This is a genomic window from Streptomyces sp. NPDC052042 (assembly GCF_044548345.1).
Classification (GTDB): domain Bacteria; phylum Actinomycetota; class Actinomycetes; order Streptomycetales; family Streptomycetaceae; genus Streptomyces.
Genome location: NZ_JBIUBU010000001.1, coordinates 634,327 through 654,232, shown reverse-complemented (window position 1 = coordinate 654,232; position 19,906 = coordinate 634,327). Strand labels below are relative to the sequence as shown.

Genomic DNA, 19,906 nt, shown 5'->3' with positions numbered 1-19,906 from the left:
GCGCCGTGCGCTGTCCTGCGTCAGCCGGAACTTGGCCAGGAGCGTGCGTGTTTCGGTGGTGTCCAGGTCTGCTGCCTCGCTGACGATCTCTACCGTGGACGTGAACGCAACGGTGTTGAGTTCTAAAGCTCCGCGAGCAGTTGGGCCTTCTTCACGCTGAACTCCTCGTCCGTGACCAGACCCGCCTGGTGGAGCTCCCCGAGGTGGCGGATCCGCTCCGCGATGTCCGCGGGATCGCGCCGCCCCGCGCCGGCCAGGATGGTGTCGGGGGCCATGTGCGCGGGCTGCTTCCTGCGGACGGATGCCAGCACCGCCGCGGCGAACGGCAGCGACTCGTGCACCGGACCGTAGCCGAGGCCGAACACCACCGCGGCCGGGTCCTGATCGGCGCGGGTGGGCCGGGCGGCCGTGGGCAGGGCGGTGTCCGACGCCGCGCCCGGGCTGAGACCGGCCATCGGATCGGCGGCCGGGCACGCGCCCGTGGCCGTGACCGCGGCGGACCCCAGGGCGGGACCCGGCACCGGGACCGTGCCTTCCGCTGCCCTCGGCAGCAGCCGCAGATAGCCGTCGATGGCGTCCGGCGAACGCCACTCGACACCGCTCAGCTCCGCCACCGGAAACGTCTGGTCGCCGGCCTTCCACTTCGCCGTGGAGGCACCCGTCCAGAACCAGCGGAAGGAGACCCGCTCGCCGTCGAAACCGGCCCGGCCGTCGTACGCCTTGAACCGCATCGGCGCCTCCGGGGCGGCGATCAGGAACCGGTCGGCGGGCTCCGAGGCGTCCGGGCCGAGCAGGGCACGCAGCTCGTCCGCGTAGTACTCGGCGAGCGTCTCGGACTCGGCGGGGAGCACCAGCCGGTACGGGTCGTGGCTGTCCTTGAGCTGTCCGGCGGCGGCCTCCAGCAACGGGTCGGCGCCCGGTCTGGGCACGGCACGCAGGACCACCGTTCCCCGCTTGCCGGGAGCCAGCGTCACCGATGACAGCGCCGCGAGTGGTACGCGGCGCTCACGCAAGCTCTGAAAGAGCTTCGGTGTGCGAATCCCCCGTTCGAAGCGGATGAGCACGGCGTCGGTGTCGAACTCCCAGGTGGCATGAATTCCGGCCAGCACATCACCCATGTGCCTCATCGTATGCGGCACTTGCCCCCCGCGTCCCCCCTGGTGCATGCCCCGAAATGTGGCCGGATACGGGGCGATAATCCCGTCAGGCCACGTGGTCGAGGGCGACGCCCTCACGGCAGGTGCGGTCGGACGCCGCGCAGCTCACCGAGGCGTAGGCGCCCACACCGATGGCCGCGAAGTTGTCCAGGCTCTCGGTGCCCGGCTCGAAATAGCCGCTGTGCCCGACCGCGTTGCCCGCCGCGACGACACGGGCGCCGAACGCGGGGTCGACCGGGTCGGCCCCGTGACCGAGCCCGCCGAATTCCAGGTTCGGCACGTCCTCGATCCAGTCGCCGCGGTCCCGCGTCGCCCACACCCTGGCCCCGGTTCGCAACTGGTCGGCGCGCTCCGCCCGCATGCCGGGACTGCCCGCGACCGCGATGTCGGCGACCCTGGCGGGCAGTTCGTGCGCGGCGACACCGCAGAGCACCGAGCCGTAGCTGTGGCAGAACAGAGAGACCGGAGCGTCGCCCGGCAACACGTTCACCAGCGCGTTCAGGCGCACCGCGCCGCGTTCGGCGAGGTGGCCCAGGGCTGCGTCCACGCCGATGCCGACGGGCGTGGTGTAGTCGGCCCAGGCGATGACGGCGGTACGGGTGCCGGGGCGGGCTGCGCGCTCCGCCGCGTACAGCGACTTCGCCATGCCGACCGGGGCGGTGTTCGCCTTCGGTGCGGACCGTTCCAGGGTCAGCAGGTTGGTGTCGACGCCGGGGACGACCACGGAGATCCGCTCGGCCCGGTCGAGGTCGCCGAAGACCTCCGCGGCACGCCCCTTCCCGGACGGATCGAAGGCGAGGATGTGCCGTCCGTGCGCGAGCATCGATCGGAAGCGGTCCATCCTGCGGAGGGCCTCGGCGCGGCCGCCGGGGGAGAGCCGGTCGTCGTGCGCGCGCTTCCGCTCGACCGACCGCGCCTCTTCCAGGGCCTGCCGGTTGGCGTGGTAGCGCAGGGTGACGGGGACGCCGTTCAGGTTGCCCACGACCAGCGGGTACCTGTCGGCGAGGGCGGTGCGCTGCTCGGCCGTGAGCGCGGCGAAGAACCGGGCCACGCGCTGCGGCGGCGCGTCGGGGTCCGGCAGCGGGTGGCCGCCCAGACGTCCCCGGGCCCAGGCGGCGAGCGCGGCGGCGCGTGGCTCGCCGGGGCTGTGATGTCGTACGGCGGTCCAGCCCGTGGTCGCCAGCATCACGAACACCACCGCGACAGCGAGCAGCGCGCGCCACGCGGCGAGGGTGGGAGAGGAGTCGAAGGAAGTCACTCCGGCCCACATTAGGAGACGCCCCATCGCAGCCGTGCGGAGGGTGACACACATCACGCGGCTGTCGGGAATTCAAGTCCCCACGTCTCACGCTGTGTTGGTGCGGCGCGCACGCTGAGGTGCGAGAGGAGCCCCGGAAGAGGCTCCGGAGCGTCGCATACGGCCATCGGGGCGGGGGCCGTTGTGAAGTCGGTCATGCCGCGCGCTGAGGCGTACGGCACATCGGCGCATCGACCGGCGCATCGGGCCGGCACGTGGGACGGGGGCCCATGGCGTCGGTGGGAGCGGCGGCCGGGCCCCGTACGCGTGTGCGGTCATCCCGGTTCGCGGCAGGCTCCGGCCCCGGTCCCGTTCCCCGCGCCGGTCCCGTTCCCCGCGCCGTTCCGGTTGCCGGCGCCCGACCGCCAGTCCCCCGCCAGCGCCGGACCGAGCTGGTCCAGGTACCTCTCGGTCAGCACGCGCCATGACTCCACGCCGGCGTCCCGTTCCCGGCCCCAGAGCTGCCCCGTCACCCGCATCACTCCGCAGAACGCGGCGACGGCGATCCTCGGCCGGGGGTCCTCCTCCACGTCGAGACCCTCGCGCTCGGCGATCAGCAGCGCGATCTGGTTCTCCAGGTCGATGCTGCGCCGCAGGTGGGTGGCGAGCAGGGACGGCGTCGACTCGATCATCCGGTACGTGCGCATGTGGAGTTCGACCGTGGCGATCGCCTCGATCGTGTCCCCCAGGCTGTTCCAGGCGCAGAGGACCGCGCGCCGTATGGCCTCGAACGGCGTCTCCGAGGCGGGGCGTCGGCGCAGCTCCGAGAGGAAGTGGGACTCCACCATCTCCTGGATCGCGAAGGCGACGTCCTCCTTGCTGGCGAAGTAGCGGAAGAAGGTGCGCTGGGAGACCTCCACGGCGTCGACGATCTCGTCGACGGTCGTCTGCTCGTACCCCTGCGTAATGAAGAGGTCGAGGGCGGCGAGCAGCAGGGCGTCCCGGGTGCGGCGCTTCTTCTGCTCCCGCAGTCCGGTCGGGCGCTCGCCCTGTCCGGCCGGACTTCCCGTGAGGCCGCCCGGACCCTCCGTCCGGCCGCCCGGACTCGCCGTGAGGTCGGCTGGGCGCTCACGCGGCCCGGCCGGGTGCGCCGTCCGCTGCCCGTCGGTCACTGAACTCGTCCTCTTCCTGCTGCTTTTGGCAGCTCAGCGTACCTGTGGGCAACATGACAGTTACCGACTAGTGAAATGGTTTGTCAACTGTCAGCGACTGACATTACTGTCCCGGGCATGACTAGTCAGACCACCGTCGAAAAGGCGTCGCGGGAGCCGAAGGACACCTCCGGTCCCGCACCTGCCAAGGGGCTGCGCGGCCACCCCTGGCTGACGCTCTTCTCCGTGGCCATCGGCGTGATGATGGTCGCGCTCGACGGCACGATCGTCGCGATCGCCAACCCCGCCATCCAGCACGACCTGAACGCCTCGCTCGCCGACGTCCAGTGGATCACCAACGGGTACCTGCTCGCCCTCGCGGTCTCCCTGATCACGGCCGGCAAGCTCGGTGACCGGTTCGGTCACCGCCAGACCTTTCTGATCGGTGTCGTGGGCTTCGCCGCGGCATCGGGGGCCATCGGCCTCTCCGGCAGCGTCGCCCTGGTGATCGTGTTCCGGGTGCTCCAGGGCCTCTTCGGCGCCCTCCTGATGCCCGCCGCGCTCGGCCTGCTGCGCGCCACTTTCCCGGCCGAGAAGCTGAACATGGCGATCGGCATCTGGGGCATGGTGATCGGTGCCTCGACCGCGGGCGGTCCGATCCTCGGCGGCGTGCTCGTCGAGAAGGTCAACTGGCAGTCCGTCTTCTTCATCAACGTGCCGGTCGGTGCCATCGCGCTCCTGCTGGGCCTGGTGATCCTCAGGGACCACCGCGCGCAGAACGCGCCCCGCTCGTTCGACATCGGCGGGATCGTGCTGCTCTCGGGGGCGATGTTCTGCCTGATCTGGGCGCTCATCAAGGGCTCCGCCTGGGGCTGGGGCGACTACAGGACGCTCGGCTTCCTGGGCGGCGCCGTGGCCTTGTTCGTGGTCTTCGCCTTCTGGCAGAAGAACGTCCGCGAGCCGCTGATCCCGCTGGCGATGTTCCGGTCGGTGCCGCTGTCCGCGGGCACGGTCCTGATGGTGCTGATGGCCTTCGCCTTCATGGGCGGACTGTTCTTCGTCACGTTCTACCTCCAGAACGTGCACGGTCTGAGCCCGGTCGCCAGCGGTCTGCACCTGCTGCCGCTGACCGGCATGATGATCGTCGCGTCGCCGGTCGCGGGCTTCATGATCACCAAGTTCGGCCCGCGGGTTCCGCTGGTCGGCGGCATGGTGTGCACGGCGATCGCCATGTTCGGCATGTCCCGGCTGGAGGTCGGCACCGGCACGCTGACCATGTCGATCTGGTTCGGCCTGCTCGGTCTCGGCCTCGCCCCGGTGATGGTGGGGGCCACCGAGGTCATCGTGGGCAACGCGCCGATGGAGCTGTCCGGTGTCGCCGGCGGTCTGCAGCAGTCCGCCATGCAGGTCGGCGGCAGCCTCGGTACGGCGGTGCTGGGCGCGATCATGGCCTCCCAGGTGAACTCGCACCTGGGCGACAACTGGCAGGCCGCACAGCTTCCGCCCCTCAGCCCGCAGCAGCTGGACCAGGCGTCCTCAGCCGTCGAGGTCGGCCTCGCACCCGTGTCCGGCAACATGCCGCCGGAGATCGCGCAGAAGATCACCGGCGTCGCCCATGACACGTTCGTGTCGGGCATGAGCACGGCATTCACGGTCGCCGGCTTCGTCGCGGTGGCCGCCGCCGCGGTCGCCACGCTCGCCAAGCGCGGTCAGAACGCCGAGGCGGGTGCGGGCATGGGCCACATCTGACCGTCCCTCCCGGCACCCCCGGGACCCGTCGGTGCGCCCACGGCCCCGACGCGTCAACACGCCACGTACAACAGCCCCGCCGGCCGCTCCGGCGGGGCTGTCGCCTATCAGGGTGGTGTGCCCCGAGGCCCCTTTCCCGGGGGCTGCCCCGCGAGCCAGGGTGCGGTGCAACCAACCGATTCGCACGACCACGGGGGTCGATGTCCATGCGTACGACGCGTACGACCGTTCTCGTCACCGCTCTTGCCGCTGCCGTCCTGATCCCGCAGGCGGACGCCCACCCCGCCACACCGCAGGCGGACTCCGTGCGTTCCGCACTTCCGCGGACCGCCGCCGCCCAGCCAGGACAGGCCCGGTCCGCCGCCCGGTCCGCGCCCGTCCGGCTCGGCGCCTGCGACAGCGGCCAGCTCTGCCTCTGGGAGAAGCCGGACTTCACCGGCGCCCGGCAGATCCACGAGCTGTCCACCGTCGGCATCGAGAGCTGTGTCCCGCTCCGGGCGGGCTCCAGGGGGCAAGCGCTCGTCAACCGCACGGGCCGCCCGGTCACCACGTACCAGTCGGCGGAATGCGCCGAGACCGGGGAGTTCGAGACCTATCCGGGCGGCGGCACCTGGGTGCCCCGTTCCCCGTACCAGGTCCGGGCGTTCAAGGTCTGGGAGAACTGACCGGGCCCACGAGGTCCTGACGCCCGCGCCCGGGGGACCGGGTGCCGAGGCGGGGCGAACCGGCCGGGGCCGCGAGGTGCCGGTGCCGGGCGGCCCAGGGCGCTTTCGGGCGGTCCAGGGCGGTTCCCGCACCGGGGCCCGGGAACCCGGCGACCGGATCCGGGCGTCGCGTCCGCCGGCGCGGTGACCGGCCGGACACGGGCGAGGGGCGGCGCGGACCATTTCGGTCCACGCCGCCCCTCGCCGTGGTCCGCGGGCCGGATCCGCGTCCCTGGTACGTCCTACGCGTCGCCGCCGGCCGTGCCCGGCGCAGCCGCGGCGACCTCCAGCAGCTCGTACCGGTCGATGGCCGTCTTCAGCAGCGACCGGTCGATCCGGCCCTGCTTCGCCAGCTCCGTCAGCACCGCGAGCACGATCGACTGGGCGTCGATGTGGAAGAACCGGCGGGCCGCGCCACGCGTGTCCGCGAAGCCGAAGCCGTCAGCGCCGAGCGACTGGTACGCACCGGGCACCCACCGCGCGATCTGGTCCGGCACCGAACGCATCCAGTCCGAAACCGCCACGAACGGTCCCTCGGAGCCGGAGAGCTTCCGCGTCACGTACGGGACGCGCTGCTCCTCCTCCGGGTGCAGCAGGTTGTACCGCTCGGCCTCCACGGCCTCGCGGCGCAGCTCGTTCCAGGAGGTCGCCGACCAGACGTCCGCCCGGACGTTCCACTCCTCCGCGAGGATCCGCTGCGCCTCGACCGCCCACGGCACGGCCACGCCGGACGCCAGGATCTGGGCCGGAATCTCGCCCCGCTCGGCGGCCTTGTAGCGGTAGACGCCCTTGAGGATGCCCTCCACGTCCACGTTCTCCGGCTCGGCCGGGTGCTGGATCGGCTCGTTGTAGACGGTGAGGTAGTAGAAGACGTCCTCGCTGTTCTCGCCGTACATCCGGCGCAGACCGTCCTTGACGATGTGCGCGATCTCGTAGCCGAACGCCGGGTCGTATGCCACACAGGCCGGGTTGGTCGAGGCCAGCAGCTGGGAGTGGCCGTCGGCGTGCTGGAGCCCCTCACCGGTCAGCGTCGTACGACCGGCGGTCGCGCCCAGCACGAAACCGCGCGCGAGCTGGTCGGCCATCTGCCAGAACTGGTCGCCGGTGCGCTGGAAACCGAACATCGAGTAGAAGACGTACACCGGGATCAGCGGCTCGCCGTGCGTGGCGTACGCCGAGCCCGCCGCGATCAGCGACGCCGTGCAGCCGGCCTCGGAGATGCCGTCGTGCAGCATCTGGCCCGTCGGCGACTCCTTGTACGCGAGCAGCAGATCGCGGTCCACCGACTCGTACTGCTGGCCCAGCGGGTTGTAGATCTTCGCGCTCGGGAAGAAGGCGTCCATGCCGAAGGTGCGGTACTCGTCGGGCGCGATCAGCACGAAACGCTTGCCGATCTCCTTGTCCCGCATGAGGTCCTTCAGGATGCGGACGAACGCCATGGTCGAGGCGATCGACTGCTGACCCGACCCCTTCTTCGCGGTCGCGTACGTCTTGTCCTCGGGCAGGACCAGCGGCTTCGCCCGTACCACGCGCGTCGGGACATAACCGCCCAGACCCTTGCGGCGGTCGTGCATGTACTGGATCTCCTCCGAGCCGCGGCCCGGGTGGTAGTAGGGCGGGTAGCCCTCTTCCAGCTGCTTGTCGCTGATCGGGAGGTGCAGCCGGTCGCGGAAGCCCTTGAGGTCGTCGACCGTGAGCTTCTTCATCTGGTGGGTGGCGTTGCGGCCCTCGAAGTTCGGCCCCAGCGTCCAGCCCTTGACCGTCTGGGCCAGGATCACCGTCGGCTGGCCCTTGTGGGCCTTGGCCGCCGCGTACGCCGCGTAGATCTTGCGGTGGTCGTGGCCGCCGCGGCCCAGGTGCAGGATCTGGTCGTCGGACATGTCCTTGACCATCTCGCGCAGCCGCGCGTCGTCCCCGAAGAAGTGCTCGCGGATGTACGAGCCGGACTCGGTGGCGTAGGTCTGGAACTGGCCGTCCGGCGTGGTGTTCAGCCTGTTGACCAGGATGCCCGTGCGGTCCTGGGCGAGCAGCGGGTCCCAGGAGCGGTCCCAGACCAGCTTGATGACGTTCCATCCGGCACCGCGGAACTGCGACTCCAGCTCCTGGATGATCTTGCCGTTGCCGCGCACCGGGCCGTCGAGCCGCTGGAGGTTGCAGTTGACCACGAAGGTCAGGTTGTCCAGGCCCTCACGGGCGGCGATGGAGAGCTGGCCAAGCGACTCCGGCTCGTCCATCTCGCCGTCGCCCAGATACGCCCATACGTGGGACTGCGAGGTGTCGGCGATGCCGCGCGCCTCCATGTACCGGTTCATCCGCGCCTGGTAGATCGCGGCGAGCGGGCCCAGGCCCATCGAGACGGTCGGGAACTCCCAGAAGTCCGGCATCAGCCGGGGGTGCGGGTAGCTGGACAGTCCGTCCGGCGCCTTCGACTTCTCCTGCCGGAAGCCGTCGAGCTGGGTCTCGCTCAGCCGGTCGAGCAGGAAGGCGCGGGCGTAGATGCCCGGGGACGCGTGGCCCTGGAAGAAGATCTGGTCGCCGCCCCGGCCGTCGTCCTTGCCCCGGAAGAAGTGGTTGAAGCCCACGTCGTAGAGCGAGGCGGAGGAGGCGAAGGTGGCGATGTGGCCGCCGACCCCGATGCCCGGACGCTGGGCGCGCGAAACCATCACGGCCGCGTTCCAGCGGGTCGCGTTGAGGATCTTGCGCTCGATCTCCTCGTCGCCGGGGAAGAACGGCTCGTCCTTCGTGGCGATCGTGTTCACGTAGTCCGTGCTGCGCATCTCGGGCACGGCGACGCGCTTCTCGCGCGCGCGCTCGATGAGCCGGAGCATCAGATAACGGGCCCGCTCACGGCCTCGCTCGTCGACGGCGGCGTCGAGCGAGTCGAGCCACTCCTGGGTCTCCTCGGGATCGAAGTCCGGGACCTGGCTCGGCAGGCCGCCAATGATGATCGGGTTGCGATCGGATCCGGAAGCCACGCTGTTCCTTCGCTGTTCGGTACTGCTCTACGGGGCCGGTCACGGGAGAACGTGCCCCCGGGAGGTCGTGCCTGTACGCCATCACCATCGTGTACCGCAAGGGCGCGGACGTCATCTCTACCGCGGGGTAACCCCCGCGTTTACGAGACATCGCGTCCACGGCGCGTGGACGGGTCGGCGCAAACGCAAACCATACGCCCAAGCCGCCCAGGCGTTCCCAAAGGATGTTCGAATCCGATTGGTGGACCGAAACGGCATAAGCTGTGGAAGGACACAAAGGGTGTGGACGGTGACGCCGGGCCCCGCAGGGAGGCCGCCGAGACCGCGGAGACGTGGTACGGAACGTCCTCGTTCAGGCGGTCTCGCACGCTGGGTACTTGCGCGATCCGCCACTCCCGTGTGGACTACGGCCAATGCCTCGCGCACGCGCGTGGCTGAAGCATTTTCCGAAACATGATCAGGAGGCAACCCGTGAGCGCGACCGCGGACCACGCGGAGGAGCGGACCAACCCGGCAGCACGCCTGGGGTTCGAGCCCGGACAGGTGGTCCAGGAGATCGGCTACGACGACGACGTCGAGCAGGAGCTCCGTGAGGGCATTGAGGCCGCGATCGGTCAGGATCTCGTCGACGAGGATTACGACGACGTCGCCGATGCCGTGCTGCTGTGGTTCCGCGACGAGGACGGCGACCTTACGGACGCGCTGGTGGATGCCATTGGTCTGATCGAGGACGGCGGCACGGTCTGGCTGATGACGCCGAAGACCGGCCGTGACGGATACGTCGAACCGAGCGACATCAACGAGGCCGCGCAGACCGCCGGTCTCTCCCAGACCAAGAGCATCAGCGCGGGCAAGGACTGGACGGGCAGCCGCCTGGTCACACCGAAGGCGGCCCGCAGCAGGCGCTGACGGCGCTCGACGCGATACGAGGCACGAAGGTCCCCGGTCGGCAGCAGCCGCAGGGGACCTTCGTCGTGCGCGCGCCTGCCGGGGACGAACCGGCCGCACGGCCCGGGGGGCATCGCCGCTCCGGGACCACCGCGGCCGGCCGCCCGGGATCCGGCCCCCGGGACCCGGCACGGACTCGGTCCGATGCCAGGCGGCTTTCGGCCACACGACGCGCCAAGGGCACCCGGGGTCCCGCGAAGCCTGCGTGGGTGCCGCACGGGCCCACGCGGGTCCTGCGTAGGCTGGGGCCACCCGGACAGCCCAGCCCGGTGAACGTAGCGAAGGGACGCGTCTCATGGCGATCGAGGTCGGCACCCAGGCCCCGGATTTCGAGCTCAAGGACAACCACGGCCGGACGGTGAAGCTCTCCGACTTCCGTGGCGAGAAGAACGTCGTGCTGCTGTTCTACCCGTTCGCCTTCACCGGCGTCTGCACGGGTGAACTCTGCGCGCTCCGCGACGAGCTGCCGAAGTTCGTGAACGACGACACGCAGCTGCTCGCGGTCTCCAACGACTCCATCCACACGCTGCGTGTCTTCGCGGAGCAGGAGGGCCTCGAATACCCGCTGGTCTCGGACTTCTGGCCGCACGGCGAGACCTCGCGCGCGTACGGCGTCTTCGACGAGGAGAAGGGCTGCGCGGTGCGCGGCACCTTCATCATCGACAAGGAGGGCGTGGTGCGCTGGACCGTGATCAACGGCCTGCCCGACGCGCGCGACCTCAACGACTACGTCAAGGCGCTCGACGCGCTCTGACCCACCCGGGCGCCCTGGCCCGCCGGGGTGCCCTGATCCACCCGGGCCCCTGATCCGCCGGGGCGCTCCGGGCCGCCGGAGTGCCCCGGCCGGCCCGACCGGTGACCGATTGTTTCCCCTCCGAACCGGCCAAAAGCCTGCTTCTGGCGGGAACCGGTCACTAGGATCCACTCGTTGATCGGATGCCAAGCAACGTGGAGGCGTCGGCGCCAGCCGACCCTTCGGAAAACCAATGGGAGGACTCGTGGGAGTCAGCCTCAGCAAGGGCGGTAACGTCTCGCTGACCAAGGCCGCGCCCAACCTGACCGCCGTGTTCGTCGGTCTGGGCTGGGATGCCCGCACCACCACCGGTGGTGACTTCGACCTCGACGCCAGCGCCCTGCTGACGAACGCCCAGGGCAAGGTCGGCAACGACAGCAACTTCGTCTTCTTCAACAACCTCAAGAGCCCTGACGGCTCCGTCGAGCACACCGGTGACAACCTCACCGGTGAGGGCGAGGGTGACGACGAGGTCATCAAGGTCAACCTCGCCGCCGTTCCGGCCGACGTCGACAAGATCGTCTTCCCGGTCTCGATCTACGAGGCCGAGTCCCGTCAGCAGAGCTTCGGCCAGGTGCGCAACGCGTACATCCGCGTGGTCAACCAGGCCGACAACAGCGAGCTGGCGCGCTACGACCTGAGCGAGGACGCGTCCACGGAGACCGCCATGGTCTTCGGCGAGCTGTACCGCCACGGGGCGGAGTGGAAGTTCCGCGCCATCGGTCAGGGGTACGCCTCCGGCCTGCGCGGCATCGCGCAGGACTTCGGCGTCAACGTCTGAGACTCCTGCATCCGGGATTCCGGCATCCGCGATGTCGGTGTCCGGAGTCCCGACCCCCGGGACCTCGCACACCGGAACGTCGGTGTCCGGGGTCCCGGTTTCGGCTGCGGCCTCCGGCGCCCGATTCCGGGCCTCCGGCGTCCAGGGTGAGGGCCCGGACGCCGAGGTGAGCGCTCGGGTGTCCGAGGCATCGGCAATCGAGCAGGCGGCGAACCGGCCGGTTCGCCGGAAATCGGCTGGTCCGCCGGAAACGGCAGGCCCGCGCGGACGGGCTGAGAGCTCGATCCTGGTTCGACAACGCTCGAACCAGGATCGACAAGACGATTCATCGACTCTTCGACTCGGGGAGGACCACACCATGGGCGTCACACTCGCCAAGGGAGGCAACGTCTCCCTCTCCAAGGCCGCACCCGATCTCACGCAGGTGCTGGTCGGGCTCGGCTGGGACGCACGATCCACCACGGGCGCCGACTTCGACCTCGACGCCAGCGCGCTGCTGTGCCAGTCGGGCCGGGTGCTCGGCGATGAATGGTTCGTGTTCTACAACAACCTCACGAGCCCCGACGGCTCCGTGGAACACACCGGCGACAACCTCACGGGCGAGGGCGAGGGCGACGACGAGTCGATCATCGTGAACCTCGCCCAGGTCCCGGCGCACTGCGACAAGATCATTTTCCCGGTCTCCATTCACGAGGCGGATGTCCGGGGGCAGACGTTCGGCCAGGTCGGCAACGCGTTCATTCGCGTGGTCAACCAGGCGGACGGCCGGGAGCTCGCGCGGTACGACCTCACCGAGGACGCGTCGACCGAGACCGCGATGATCTTCGGCGAGCTGTACCGGTACAACGGCGAATGGAAGTTCCGTGCGGTGGGTCAGGGGTATGCCTCTGGCTTGCGCGGGATCGCTCTAGACTTTGGGGTCAACGTTTCGTAAAGCCGCGCACGGCGCGGGGGAGACCCGTTACACACACGATGGGGTAGCCAGTGCTTCTGAAAACCTTCGGCTGGTCGTTCGCGGTTACCGCGCTCGGCCTTGTCGCAGCGGTCTTCTACGGGGGGTGGGAAGCCTTCGGCGTGGTGGCGATCCTGTCCATCCTGGAGATCTCGCTGTCCTTCGACAACGCGGTGGTCAACGCCGGAATCCTGAAGAAGATGAACGCCTTCTGGCAGAAGATCTTCCTCTCGATCGGTGTGCTCATCGCGGTCTTCGGTATGCGACTGGTGTTCCCCGTCGTGATCGTGGCCGTCACCGCCAAGATGGGGCCCATCGAGGCGGTCAACCTTTCGTTCAACGAGCCCGAGCGCTACCAGGAACTGGTCACGGACGCCCACCCGGCGATCGCCGCCTTTGGTGGCATGTTCCTGCTGATGATCTTCCTCGACTTCGTCTTCGAGGAGCGCGACATCCAGTGGCTGCGCTGGCTTGAGCGCCCCCTTGCCAAGCTGGGCAAGGTCGACATGCTGTCGGTCTGCGTCGCGCTGATCGTGCTGCTGGTCTCGGCCATGACCTTCGCGGGCGACGCGCGCCAGCATGGCGGCGGTCACGTCGACAAGGCGGAGACCGTTCTGCTCGCCGGGGTCGCGGGGCTGATCACGTACCTCATCGTCGGCGGTCTCTCCAGCTTCTTCGAGAACCGGCTGGAGGAAGAGGAGGAACGGGAGCACGAGGCCGAGGAGGAGGCCAGGAAGAGCGGGAAGAAGGTCTCCGCGATCGCGCTCTCCGGCAAGGCCGCGTTCTTCATGTTCCTCTACCTCGAGGTGCTCGACGCGTCCTTCTCGTTCGACGGCGTCATCGGCGCCTTCGCCATCACCAACGAGATCGTGCTGATGGCCCTGGGGCTCGGTATCGGCGCCATGTACGTCCGTTCGCTCACGGTCTACCTGGTCCGCCAGGGCACCCTCGACGACTACGTCTACCTGGAGCACGGCGCCCACTACGCCATCGGCGCGCTGGCCGTCATCCTCCTCGTCACCATCCAGTACGAGATCAACGAGATCATCACCGGCCTGGTCGGTGTGGTGTTGATCGCCTGGTCCTTCTGGTCCTCGGTGCGGCGCAACAAGGCGCTGGCCGCCGCGGGCGGGGGCGACGAGGCGGGGTCCAGGACGGAAGTCCCGTCCGGAGTGTGACCCTGAGCGGAAACCCTGCCCCGGTGCGACCCGGCGGATAATGTCCGTCCGGGGTGTGACCCGGCGGGGAATGAGGAACGCTCTCAGCGGGGCGGTCCGCGTGGCAACGGTTCTCCGGGAACATCCCGGAACCGGCCCGGCGGCCCGCCCCGCAGTGATGCGGGCGGCCGGTGCGAGGCACGGGGCGGCCGCCTGGCCGGGGCACTTCGACGAGAGAACCGAGAGACGTGGGGGTTGGCGATGGGGTTTCTGGACAACCTGTGGCCGGGGCGGCAGGCGCAGTTCGAGTCGGGCAACGCGCTGACCAGCTCGATCGTGCTCTCCAAACGGAACGCGACGGTCTCGCTGACCAAGAACGGCGCCTTGACCGGCAATCTGCGGGTCAACCTCTCCTGGCGGATGCGCACGTCCGACATCGAGGGCAGAGGGCGGCAGGGCGGCAGTCTGCTGCGGCCCCTGAAGATGTTCCAGCCCGACGTTGTCCAGGCGCACACCCAGGGGATGGTCAACGTGGACCTGGACCTGGGCTGCATGTATGAGTTCAAGGACGGCACCAAGGGTGTGGTCCAGCCGCTGGGCGACCTCCTGGGCGATCTGAACGCGCCGCCGTACATACGGCTCAGCGGGGACGACCGCTTCGGAGCGCCGTCGGGCGAGACCGTCTACCTCAACCTCGACCAGCGCGAGCACTTCAAGCGGCTGCTGTTCTTCGTCTACATCTACGACCAGACGCCGGCCTTCGACCGCACGCACGCCAAATTGACGCTCTACCCCGGCAACGGCCCGCAGATCGAGATCGAACTCGACGAGCACGCCCCGGAGGCGCGCTCCTGCGCGGTGTTCACGGTGGACAACAGCAAGGACGAGTTCGTCGTGCGGCGCGAGGTGAAGTTCGTGTACGGCTTCCAGTCGGAGCTGGACCGGATGTACGGCTGGGGCATGCAGTGGGGACGCGGCTACAAGTCCCGTGGCTGAGGGCCGCGTGTCCCGCGACCGGGGCTGCGTGCCCCGCCACCGGGACCGCGTTTCCTGTGGCCGGGGCCGCGGGTCCTGCGGGGCCCGTGGTTGAGGGCGGCGCTCCGGGTGCGGCCGTTCGGCCGGTTTGTGCCGACTGCGCCCAGCGCCGGGTGCGTGCCGCTCCGGAGGCGCCTCACTGCCGTATGAACTGAGGCCCTTGCGGAGGCAGCACGAAGTTCGGGTCGGCGGCGGGTGCCGCGGCCGGGGCGGGCTGCGGATAGCCGTAGGCGTCCTGGGCCGCGGGCGGCTGCGGGTACCCGTAAGCGGGTGCGGGGCCGACCGGCTGCGGGGCCGGGTGGGCTGCCGACGGCTGCGGGTAGCCGTATCCGGGTTGCCCGTGCTGGACCGTGAGCCGTGCGTCGGGGCCGGGCGCCGGGGCAGGTGGGAACGCGGGCACGGGCGGCGGGAAGGCGGGGGCGGCCGGCGTCGCTGTCGGGGAGGGCTCCGGCGCGGGGGGCGGCACGGGCAGGGGCGCCGGTGCGGGCTCCGCCTCGGGCTCCGTCTCGTCGACCGAGATGCCGAAGGCGGTCGCCAGACCGACCAGGCCGGTCGGATAGCCCTGTCCCACGGCCCGGAACTTCCAGCCGTCGCCGCGCCGGTAGAGCTCGCCGCAGATGATCGCCGTCTCCTCGCCGGTTTCCGGCCGCACGTCGAAGACGGCGATCGGCTCCGCGCTGGCGCCCGCCGTGTCGTACAGCAGGATCCGCAGGTCGTGCACCTGGGCGAAGGTGGCGCCGTCGGAGGACGCGGCGATGAGCACCTGGTCGACCGAGGGGTCGAGCGTGCTCAGATCGGCCTCGACACCGTCCGTGAGGCCCTCGGGAGCACTGCGTTTCGGTAGCCGTCGCACCAGGCCGGAGGGGTGCCGGGGCTGGTTGTAGAAGACGAAGTCCTCGTCCGAGCGCACGCGTCCGTCGGCTCCCAGCAGCAAGGCCGAGGCATCCACATCCGGAACCCCGGCCCCCGGTGTCCAGCGCAGCACCGCCCGTACGGCCGGGGCGTCCAGAGGGACGTTCGAGCCTTTCATCATCGCGTGCGTCATGCCCGTCATCCTGCCTTCTGGCCGCCCGCGCGGACAACGCGGGGGTCGCGCCGGATCTCTCGGAGACGGCATGGGACCAGGTCGTTCGCCGTACGCGGCGGGGTCGGTAAATGGACGAGTCACCCGAAGTTCACGCCTGCGGGGAACCTTCGATGCTCGTTCGTACGTACTATTACCGGCCATGTGTTGGTTGGCCAGTCGGGTAGCACGGGGGAATAGATGCGTCATTTCGGGCATGTAGCGCCCGCGGTGCGAGAACGGTTGTTCTTCCGGGAGCCTTGCGTGTTCGGGGCGGACTCGCCCGCCCATGTGCTCTCGGCCGCTCTCGGGGCGACTCTGTACAGCCCGGCGACGAGACCGAGGCTCGCCGACGACGTCATCAAGCAGGTCGCGCGCGGAGTCGTGTCGATGGTGCTGTGCCTGGAAGACTCGATCGACGATTCCGAGGTCGTCGGCGCCGAGGAGAACCTGATCAGGCAGTTCACCGAGCTCGAAGCACGCGATGCCGAGTCGCCCCTGCTCTTCATTCGGGTCCGGGAGCCCCGCCAGGTCGTCGACCTGGCGCGTCGGCTCGGCAGCGCCGTCCGGTTGTTGTCTGGTTTTGTACTTCCGAAATTCACGGAAGAGCGTGGTGTTCCCTTCCTGGAAGCCCTCTTGCAGGCCGAAAAGGCATGCGGACGGCGCCTGTTCGCGATGCCGGTCCTCGAATCGCCCGAGCTGCTCCACCTGGAGACACGCGAGGAAACGCTTCAGGGCATAGCCCGCACCGTCGACAAGTACCGCGAGCGGGTGCTCGCACTGCGCCTCGGCGTCACCGACTTCTGCTCGGCGTACGGGCTCCGCAGGCCGCCCGACATGACGGCGTACGACGTGCAGATCGTCGGCGCTGTCATCGCCGACGTCGTCAACGTGCTCGGCCGCGCGGACGGCACGGGGTTCACGATCACCGGGCCGGTGTGGGAGTACTTCCGGCTCCAGGAGCGCATGTTCAAACCCCAGCTCCGCCGCAGCCCGTTCCTGGAGGGGCGGGCCGAAGAACTGCGCACGGCGCTGATCGAGCACGACCTGGACGGCCTGCTGCGCGAGATCGAGCTCGACCGTGCCAACGGCCTCCTCGGCAAGACCTGCATCCACCCGTCGCACGTCACTCCCGTGCACGCCCTGTCCGTGGTCAGTCACGAGGAGTTCAGCGACGCCCGGGACATCCTGAGCCCCGAGCGCGACGGCGGCGGTGTCATGCGCTCCGCGTACACGAACAAGATGAACGAGGTGAAGCCGCACCGCGCCTGGGCCGAGCGGACCCTCCAACGCGCCGAGGTCTTCGGCGTGGCACGGGAGGACGTCGGCTTCGTGGAACTGCTGGCGGCGGGGGTCGCGGAATGAGCGCCCCGGGCGAGGAGCGGACGACGGACATGGTGTGGTCGGGCAGCTGGGTGACGCGGCGGCTGGGCGTCGGACTCGTCGGCGACGGGAGACCCGGCGGCGACAGGGAACTGCGGGAACTGCTGGGCCTCGCCCTGCGCCGCAACCCCAAACGGGCCCATCTGCTCGTGTCGAACGTGCTCGGCAAGCATGTGCCGCAGAAGCCCTCCGTGGTCTACGGCGCCGGGTTCGAGCTGGGCCGGCGGGTGCGCGGACTCCTCGGCGAGGCCGAGGCGCGCCGGGCGGTCGTGCTCGGATACGCGGAGACGGCCACCGGCCTCGGGCACGCGGTCGCGGACGGGCTGGGCTCGGCCCCGTACCTCCACTCGACGCGCCGCCCCGTCGACGGTGTGGCGCGCGCGGGCGGCTTCGAGGAGGCACACTCGCACGCCACCTCCCACCTGCTGCTCCCGGAGGACCCGGACCTGCTGGCGGGCGGGCAGGTCGGCCACCCGGGGACGGCCCCGGCCACCGGCACCGGAGCGCCGCTGGTACTGGTGGACGACGAGTTCTCCACCGGCAACACCGTGCTCAACACCATCCGCGCCCTGCACGAGCGCTACCCGCGCGGCCGGTACGTCATCGTGGCGCTGGTGGACATGCGCGCCCCGGCCGACCAGGTGCGGCTGGCCGAGTTCGCCGCGGAGATCGGCGCACGCATCGACCTGGTGTCGCGGTGCTCGGGCACGGTCACGCTCCCGGAAGGCGTCCTGGAGAAGGGCCGGGCGCTGGTCGCCGCGCAGGAGGAGACCGATGCGGCAGGCCGGGGGGCGGCTTCCGCCCCAGGCCCGGAGGCGGTCGCCGAGCCGGGGCGCGCCTCCTTCACCCGCGTGGACCTCCAATGGCCGATCGGGGTGCCCGACGGCGGACGCCACGGCTTCACCCCCGCCCACCGGGCCGTTCTGGAACAGGCCCTCCCCGCCATGGCCGCCCGTGTCGCCACCGCGCTGGGCGACGCCCGACGTGTGCTCGTCCTCGGTTTCGAGGAGCTGATGTACGCCCCCCTCCGGCTGGCCGCGGCGCTGGAGGAACGCATGGACGCCGAGGTGCGCTACTCGACGACCACACGATCCCCCGTCCTGGCCGTGGACGACCCGGGCTACGCGATACGCAGCCGGCTGGTCTTCCCGGCGCATGACAACCCGGCGGACGGACCCGGCGACCGGTACGCGTACAACGTCGCGGGCGCCGGATTCGACGCCGTGGTCGTCACCGTCGACTCCACCGCTGACACCCCCGAACTCCACGCCGTCGACGGGCTGTTGGCGCGGCTCGCCGCACACACCCGCCACGTCCTGCTCGCCGCCGTCCCCTCGTACGTCCCGTCGGGCGCCTCCTCGCGCATCCCGTCGGGCGCCTCTTCGCGCATCCCGTCGGGCGCCCGCTCGAACGACTCCAACCAGCAGGAGCCTTCCGCCATGCTGCCCGAGCCTCTCCGAGGCCCCGCCTTCTCCTCCTATGCGCCGGACGAGGTCGGCTGGCTGCTCCAGGACCTCTCGCATGTCGAACTGGAGGCGCCGGTCGAGGAGCGCGAGGAGGCGATACAGAGCGGCGGTGCGCACTACGCCGAGTCGCTGCCCGTCGAGTACCAGCCGTCCGCCCGGTACCAGAGCCTGTTCGGTGCGGCCCTGGAACTGTCGGCCGCCCGTGTCGCCCGTGCCGTCGGCACCGTCACGGAGACGGTCCTCGCCGAGCGCGCTCCGCGTCCCGTCCTCGTCTCGCTCGTCAGGGCCGGAACCCCCGTCGGCGTACTCATGCGCCGCTGGGCCCACCACCGCCACGGCCTCGACCTGCCGCACTACGCCGTCTCCATCGTGCGCGGTCGGGGTATCGACGCCAACGCCCTGCGCTGGCTGGCTGCCCACCACGACCCGGCCGACGTCGTCTTCGTCGACGGCTGGACCGGAAAGGGAGCGATCACCCGCGAACTCGCCGCAGCCCTGGCCGAGTTCGACGGCTCGGAGGGGGGCGGACGCTTCAACCCGGAGATCGCGGTCCTGGCCGACCCGGGCGGCTGCGTACGCACCTACGGCACCCGCGAGGACTTCCTGATCCCCTCGGCCTGCCTCAACTCCACCGTGTCCGGGCTTGTTTCGCGTACGGTCCTGCGTTCCGACCTGGTGGGGCCGGATGACTTCCACGGCGCCAAGTTCTACCGGGAACTCGCGGACAGCGATGTGTCCGGCCACTTCCTCGACGCCGTCGCCGACCGCTTCGACGAGGTCGCCGACGCCGTGGACGCGGAGGTCACGGCGCTCCTTTCGGCGGACCGCACCCCCACCTGGGAGGGCTGGGCCGCGGTGGAACGCGTCAGCGAGGAGTACGGCATCCACGACGTGAACCTGGTCAAGCCGGGCGTCGGTGAAACCACCCGCGTCCTGCTGCGCCGCGTGCCGTGGAAGATCCTCGCCAAGCGCGGCGCGGGGGCGGACCTCGACCACATCCGGCTGCTGGCCGAACAGCGCGCGGTGCCGATCGAGGAGGTCGACGAACTCCCTTACACCTGCATGGGGTTGATCCATCCGAAGTACACCCGGGGCGCGACGGGTGCGGACGGCAGGGCGGTGGTGTCGAAGTGACCGCACCGGACACACGGGTCGCAGCGGGCGCACCGGGCATATCGGGCGCACCGGGTACTCCCAACGCATCGGGTACGCCCGGAACGTCGGGTGTGCCGGATGCCACGGGTGCTTCGGGCGCCTCGGGCACGCCGGGTGCTTCGGGGACGCCCGATACTTCCGACGCTCCGGGTGCGCCGGATGCGCGGCTCGCCTCCGCTGTCCCGGGGGCCTCGGCTACG

At 70.2% G+C, this 19,906-nt stretch carries 15 protein-coding genes; 10 read left to right on the top strand and 5 right to left on the bottom strand.

The features are described 5' to 3' along the window. Positions 1 to 122 precede the first annotated feature (122 nt). The 3 genes from ACIHCL_RS02845 to ACIHCL_RS02835 all read right to left on the bottom strand — a co-directional run bounded on the left by ACIHCL_RS02845 (position 123) and on the right by ACIHCL_RS02835 (position 3,425). Positions 123 to 1,118, bottom strand: a complete 996-nt coding sequence (locus tag ACIHCL_RS02845) for a DUF4429 domain-containing protein (RefSeq protein WP_399856235.1) — start codon at positions 1,116 to 1,118, stop codon at positions 123 to 125. An 85-nt stretch (positions 1,119 to 1,203) separates the two neighbouring features. Then, positions 1,204 to 2,415, bottom strand: a complete 1,212-nt coding sequence (locus tag ACIHCL_RS02840) for an alpha/beta hydrolase (RefSeq protein ID WP_399856232.1) — start codon at positions 2,413 to 2,415, stop codon at positions 1,204 to 1,206. 314 nt (positions 2,416 to 2,729) lie between these two features. Next, entirely contained in the window at positions 2,730 to 3,425 is a 696-nt protein-coding gene (locus tag ACIHCL_RS02835; protein WP_399857117.1) for a TetR family transcriptional regulator, read from the bottom strand. 258 nt (positions 3,426 to 3,683) lie between these two features. Here ACIHCL_RS02835 and ACIHCL_RS02830 point away from each other — a divergent pair, with 258 nt between their 5' ends. Both ACIHCL_RS02830 and ACIHCL_RS02825 read left to right on the top strand, forming a co-directional pair. Further along, a complete protein-coding gene (locus ACIHCL_RS02830; protein ID WP_399856229.1) occupies positions 3,684 to 5,294 on the top strand; it encodes an MFS transporter in 1,611 nt (536 codons plus the stop codon). Between the two features lie 206 nt (positions 5,295 to 5,500). After that, on the top strand, positions 5,501 to 5,959 hold the full coding sequence (locus ACIHCL_RS02825; protein ID WP_399856226.1) for a peptidase inhibitor family I36 protein: 459 nt from the start codon (positions 5,501 to 5,503) through the stop codon (positions 5,957 to 5,959). 281 nt (positions 5,960 to 6,240) lie between these two features. Here ACIHCL_RS02825 and aceE read toward each other — a convergent pair whose 3' ends face one another. Next, positions 6,241 to 8,973 (bottom strand): pyruvate dehydrogenase (acetyl-transferring), homodimeric type, encoded by a 2,733-nt coding sequence (gene aceE / locus ACIHCL_RS02820; protein WP_399856223.1) that lies wholly within the window; start codon positions 8,971 to 8,973, stop codon positions 6,241 to 6,243. Between the two features lie 471 nt (positions 8,974 to 9,444). Here aceE and ACIHCL_RS02815 point away from each other — a divergent pair, with 471 nt between their 5' ends. From ACIHCL_RS02815 to ACIHCL_RS02790, 6 genes are all read left to right on the top strand, one after another. After that, positions 9,445 to 9,882, top strand: a complete 438-nt coding sequence (locus ACIHCL_RS02815) for a DUF3052 domain-containing protein (RefSeq protein ID WP_399856220.1) — start codon at positions 9,445 to 9,447, stop codon at positions 9,880 to 9,882. A gap of 334 nt (positions 9,883 to 10,216) precedes the next feature. After that, on the top strand, positions 10,217 to 10,675 hold the full coding sequence (locus ACIHCL_RS02810; protein WP_399856217.1) for a peroxiredoxin: 459 nt from the start codon (positions 10,217 to 10,219) through the stop codon (positions 10,673 to 10,675). Positions 10,676 to 10,919: 244 nt separating this feature from the next. Then, the gene (locus ACIHCL_RS02805; RefSeq protein WP_399856214.1) at positions 10,920 to 11,495 is read left to right on the top strand and encodes a TerD family protein; all 576 of its coding nucleotides are present in this window, start codon (positions 10,920 to 10,922) and stop codon (positions 11,493 to 11,495) included. A 358-nt stretch (positions 11,496 to 11,853) separates the two neighbouring features. Further along, on the top strand, positions 11,854 to 12,429 hold the full coding sequence (locus tag ACIHCL_RS02800) for a TerD family protein (RefSeq protein WP_399856212.1): 576 nt from the start codon (positions 11,854 to 11,856) through the stop codon (positions 12,427 to 12,429). A 50-nt stretch (positions 12,430 to 12,479) separates the two neighbouring features. Next, entirely contained in the window at positions 12,480 to 13,625 is a 1,146-nt protein-coding gene (locus ACIHCL_RS02795) for a DUF475 domain-containing protein (protein WP_399856209.1), read from the top strand. Between the two features lie 240 nt (positions 13,626 to 13,865). After that, positions 13,866 to 14,600 (top strand): Tellurium resistance, encoded by a 735-nt coding sequence (locus ACIHCL_RS02790; protein ID WP_399856207.1) that lies wholly within the window; start codon positions 13,866 to 13,868, stop codon positions 14,598 to 14,600. Positions 14,601 to 14,775: 175 nt separating this feature from the next. Here the strand turns inward: ACIHCL_RS02790 and ACIHCL_RS02785 are convergent, their stop codons facing one another. After that, positions 14,776 to 15,684 carry a TerD family protein gene (locus ACIHCL_RS02785; RefSeq protein WP_399856205.1) on the bottom strand — a complete coding sequence of 303 codons (909 nt, stop codon included), beginning with the start codon at positions 15,682 to 15,684 and terminating at the stop codon, positions 14,776 to 14,778. A gap of 219 nt (positions 15,685 to 15,903) precedes the next feature. Between ACIHCL_RS02785 and ACIHCL_RS02780 the strand changes: the two genes are divergently transcribed. Both ACIHCL_RS02780 and ACIHCL_RS02775 read left to right on the top strand, forming a co-directional pair. Further along, positions 15,904 to 17,067, top strand: a complete 1,164-nt coding sequence (locus tag ACIHCL_RS02780) for an HpcH/HpaI aldolase/citrate lyase family protein (RefSeq protein WP_399856202.1) — start codon at positions 15,904 to 15,906, stop codon at positions 17,065 to 17,067. Next, positions 17,064 to 19,685 (top strand): phosphoribosyltransferase, encoded by a 2,622-nt coding sequence (locus tag ACIHCL_RS02775; RefSeq protein WP_399856199.1) that lies wholly within the window; start codon positions 17,064 to 17,066, stop codon positions 19,683 to 19,685. Before ACIHCL_RS02780 ends, ACIHCL_RS02775 begins: the two co-directional genes overlap by 4 nt. The last annotated feature ends 221 nt before the right edge of the window (positions 19,686 to 19,906 follow it).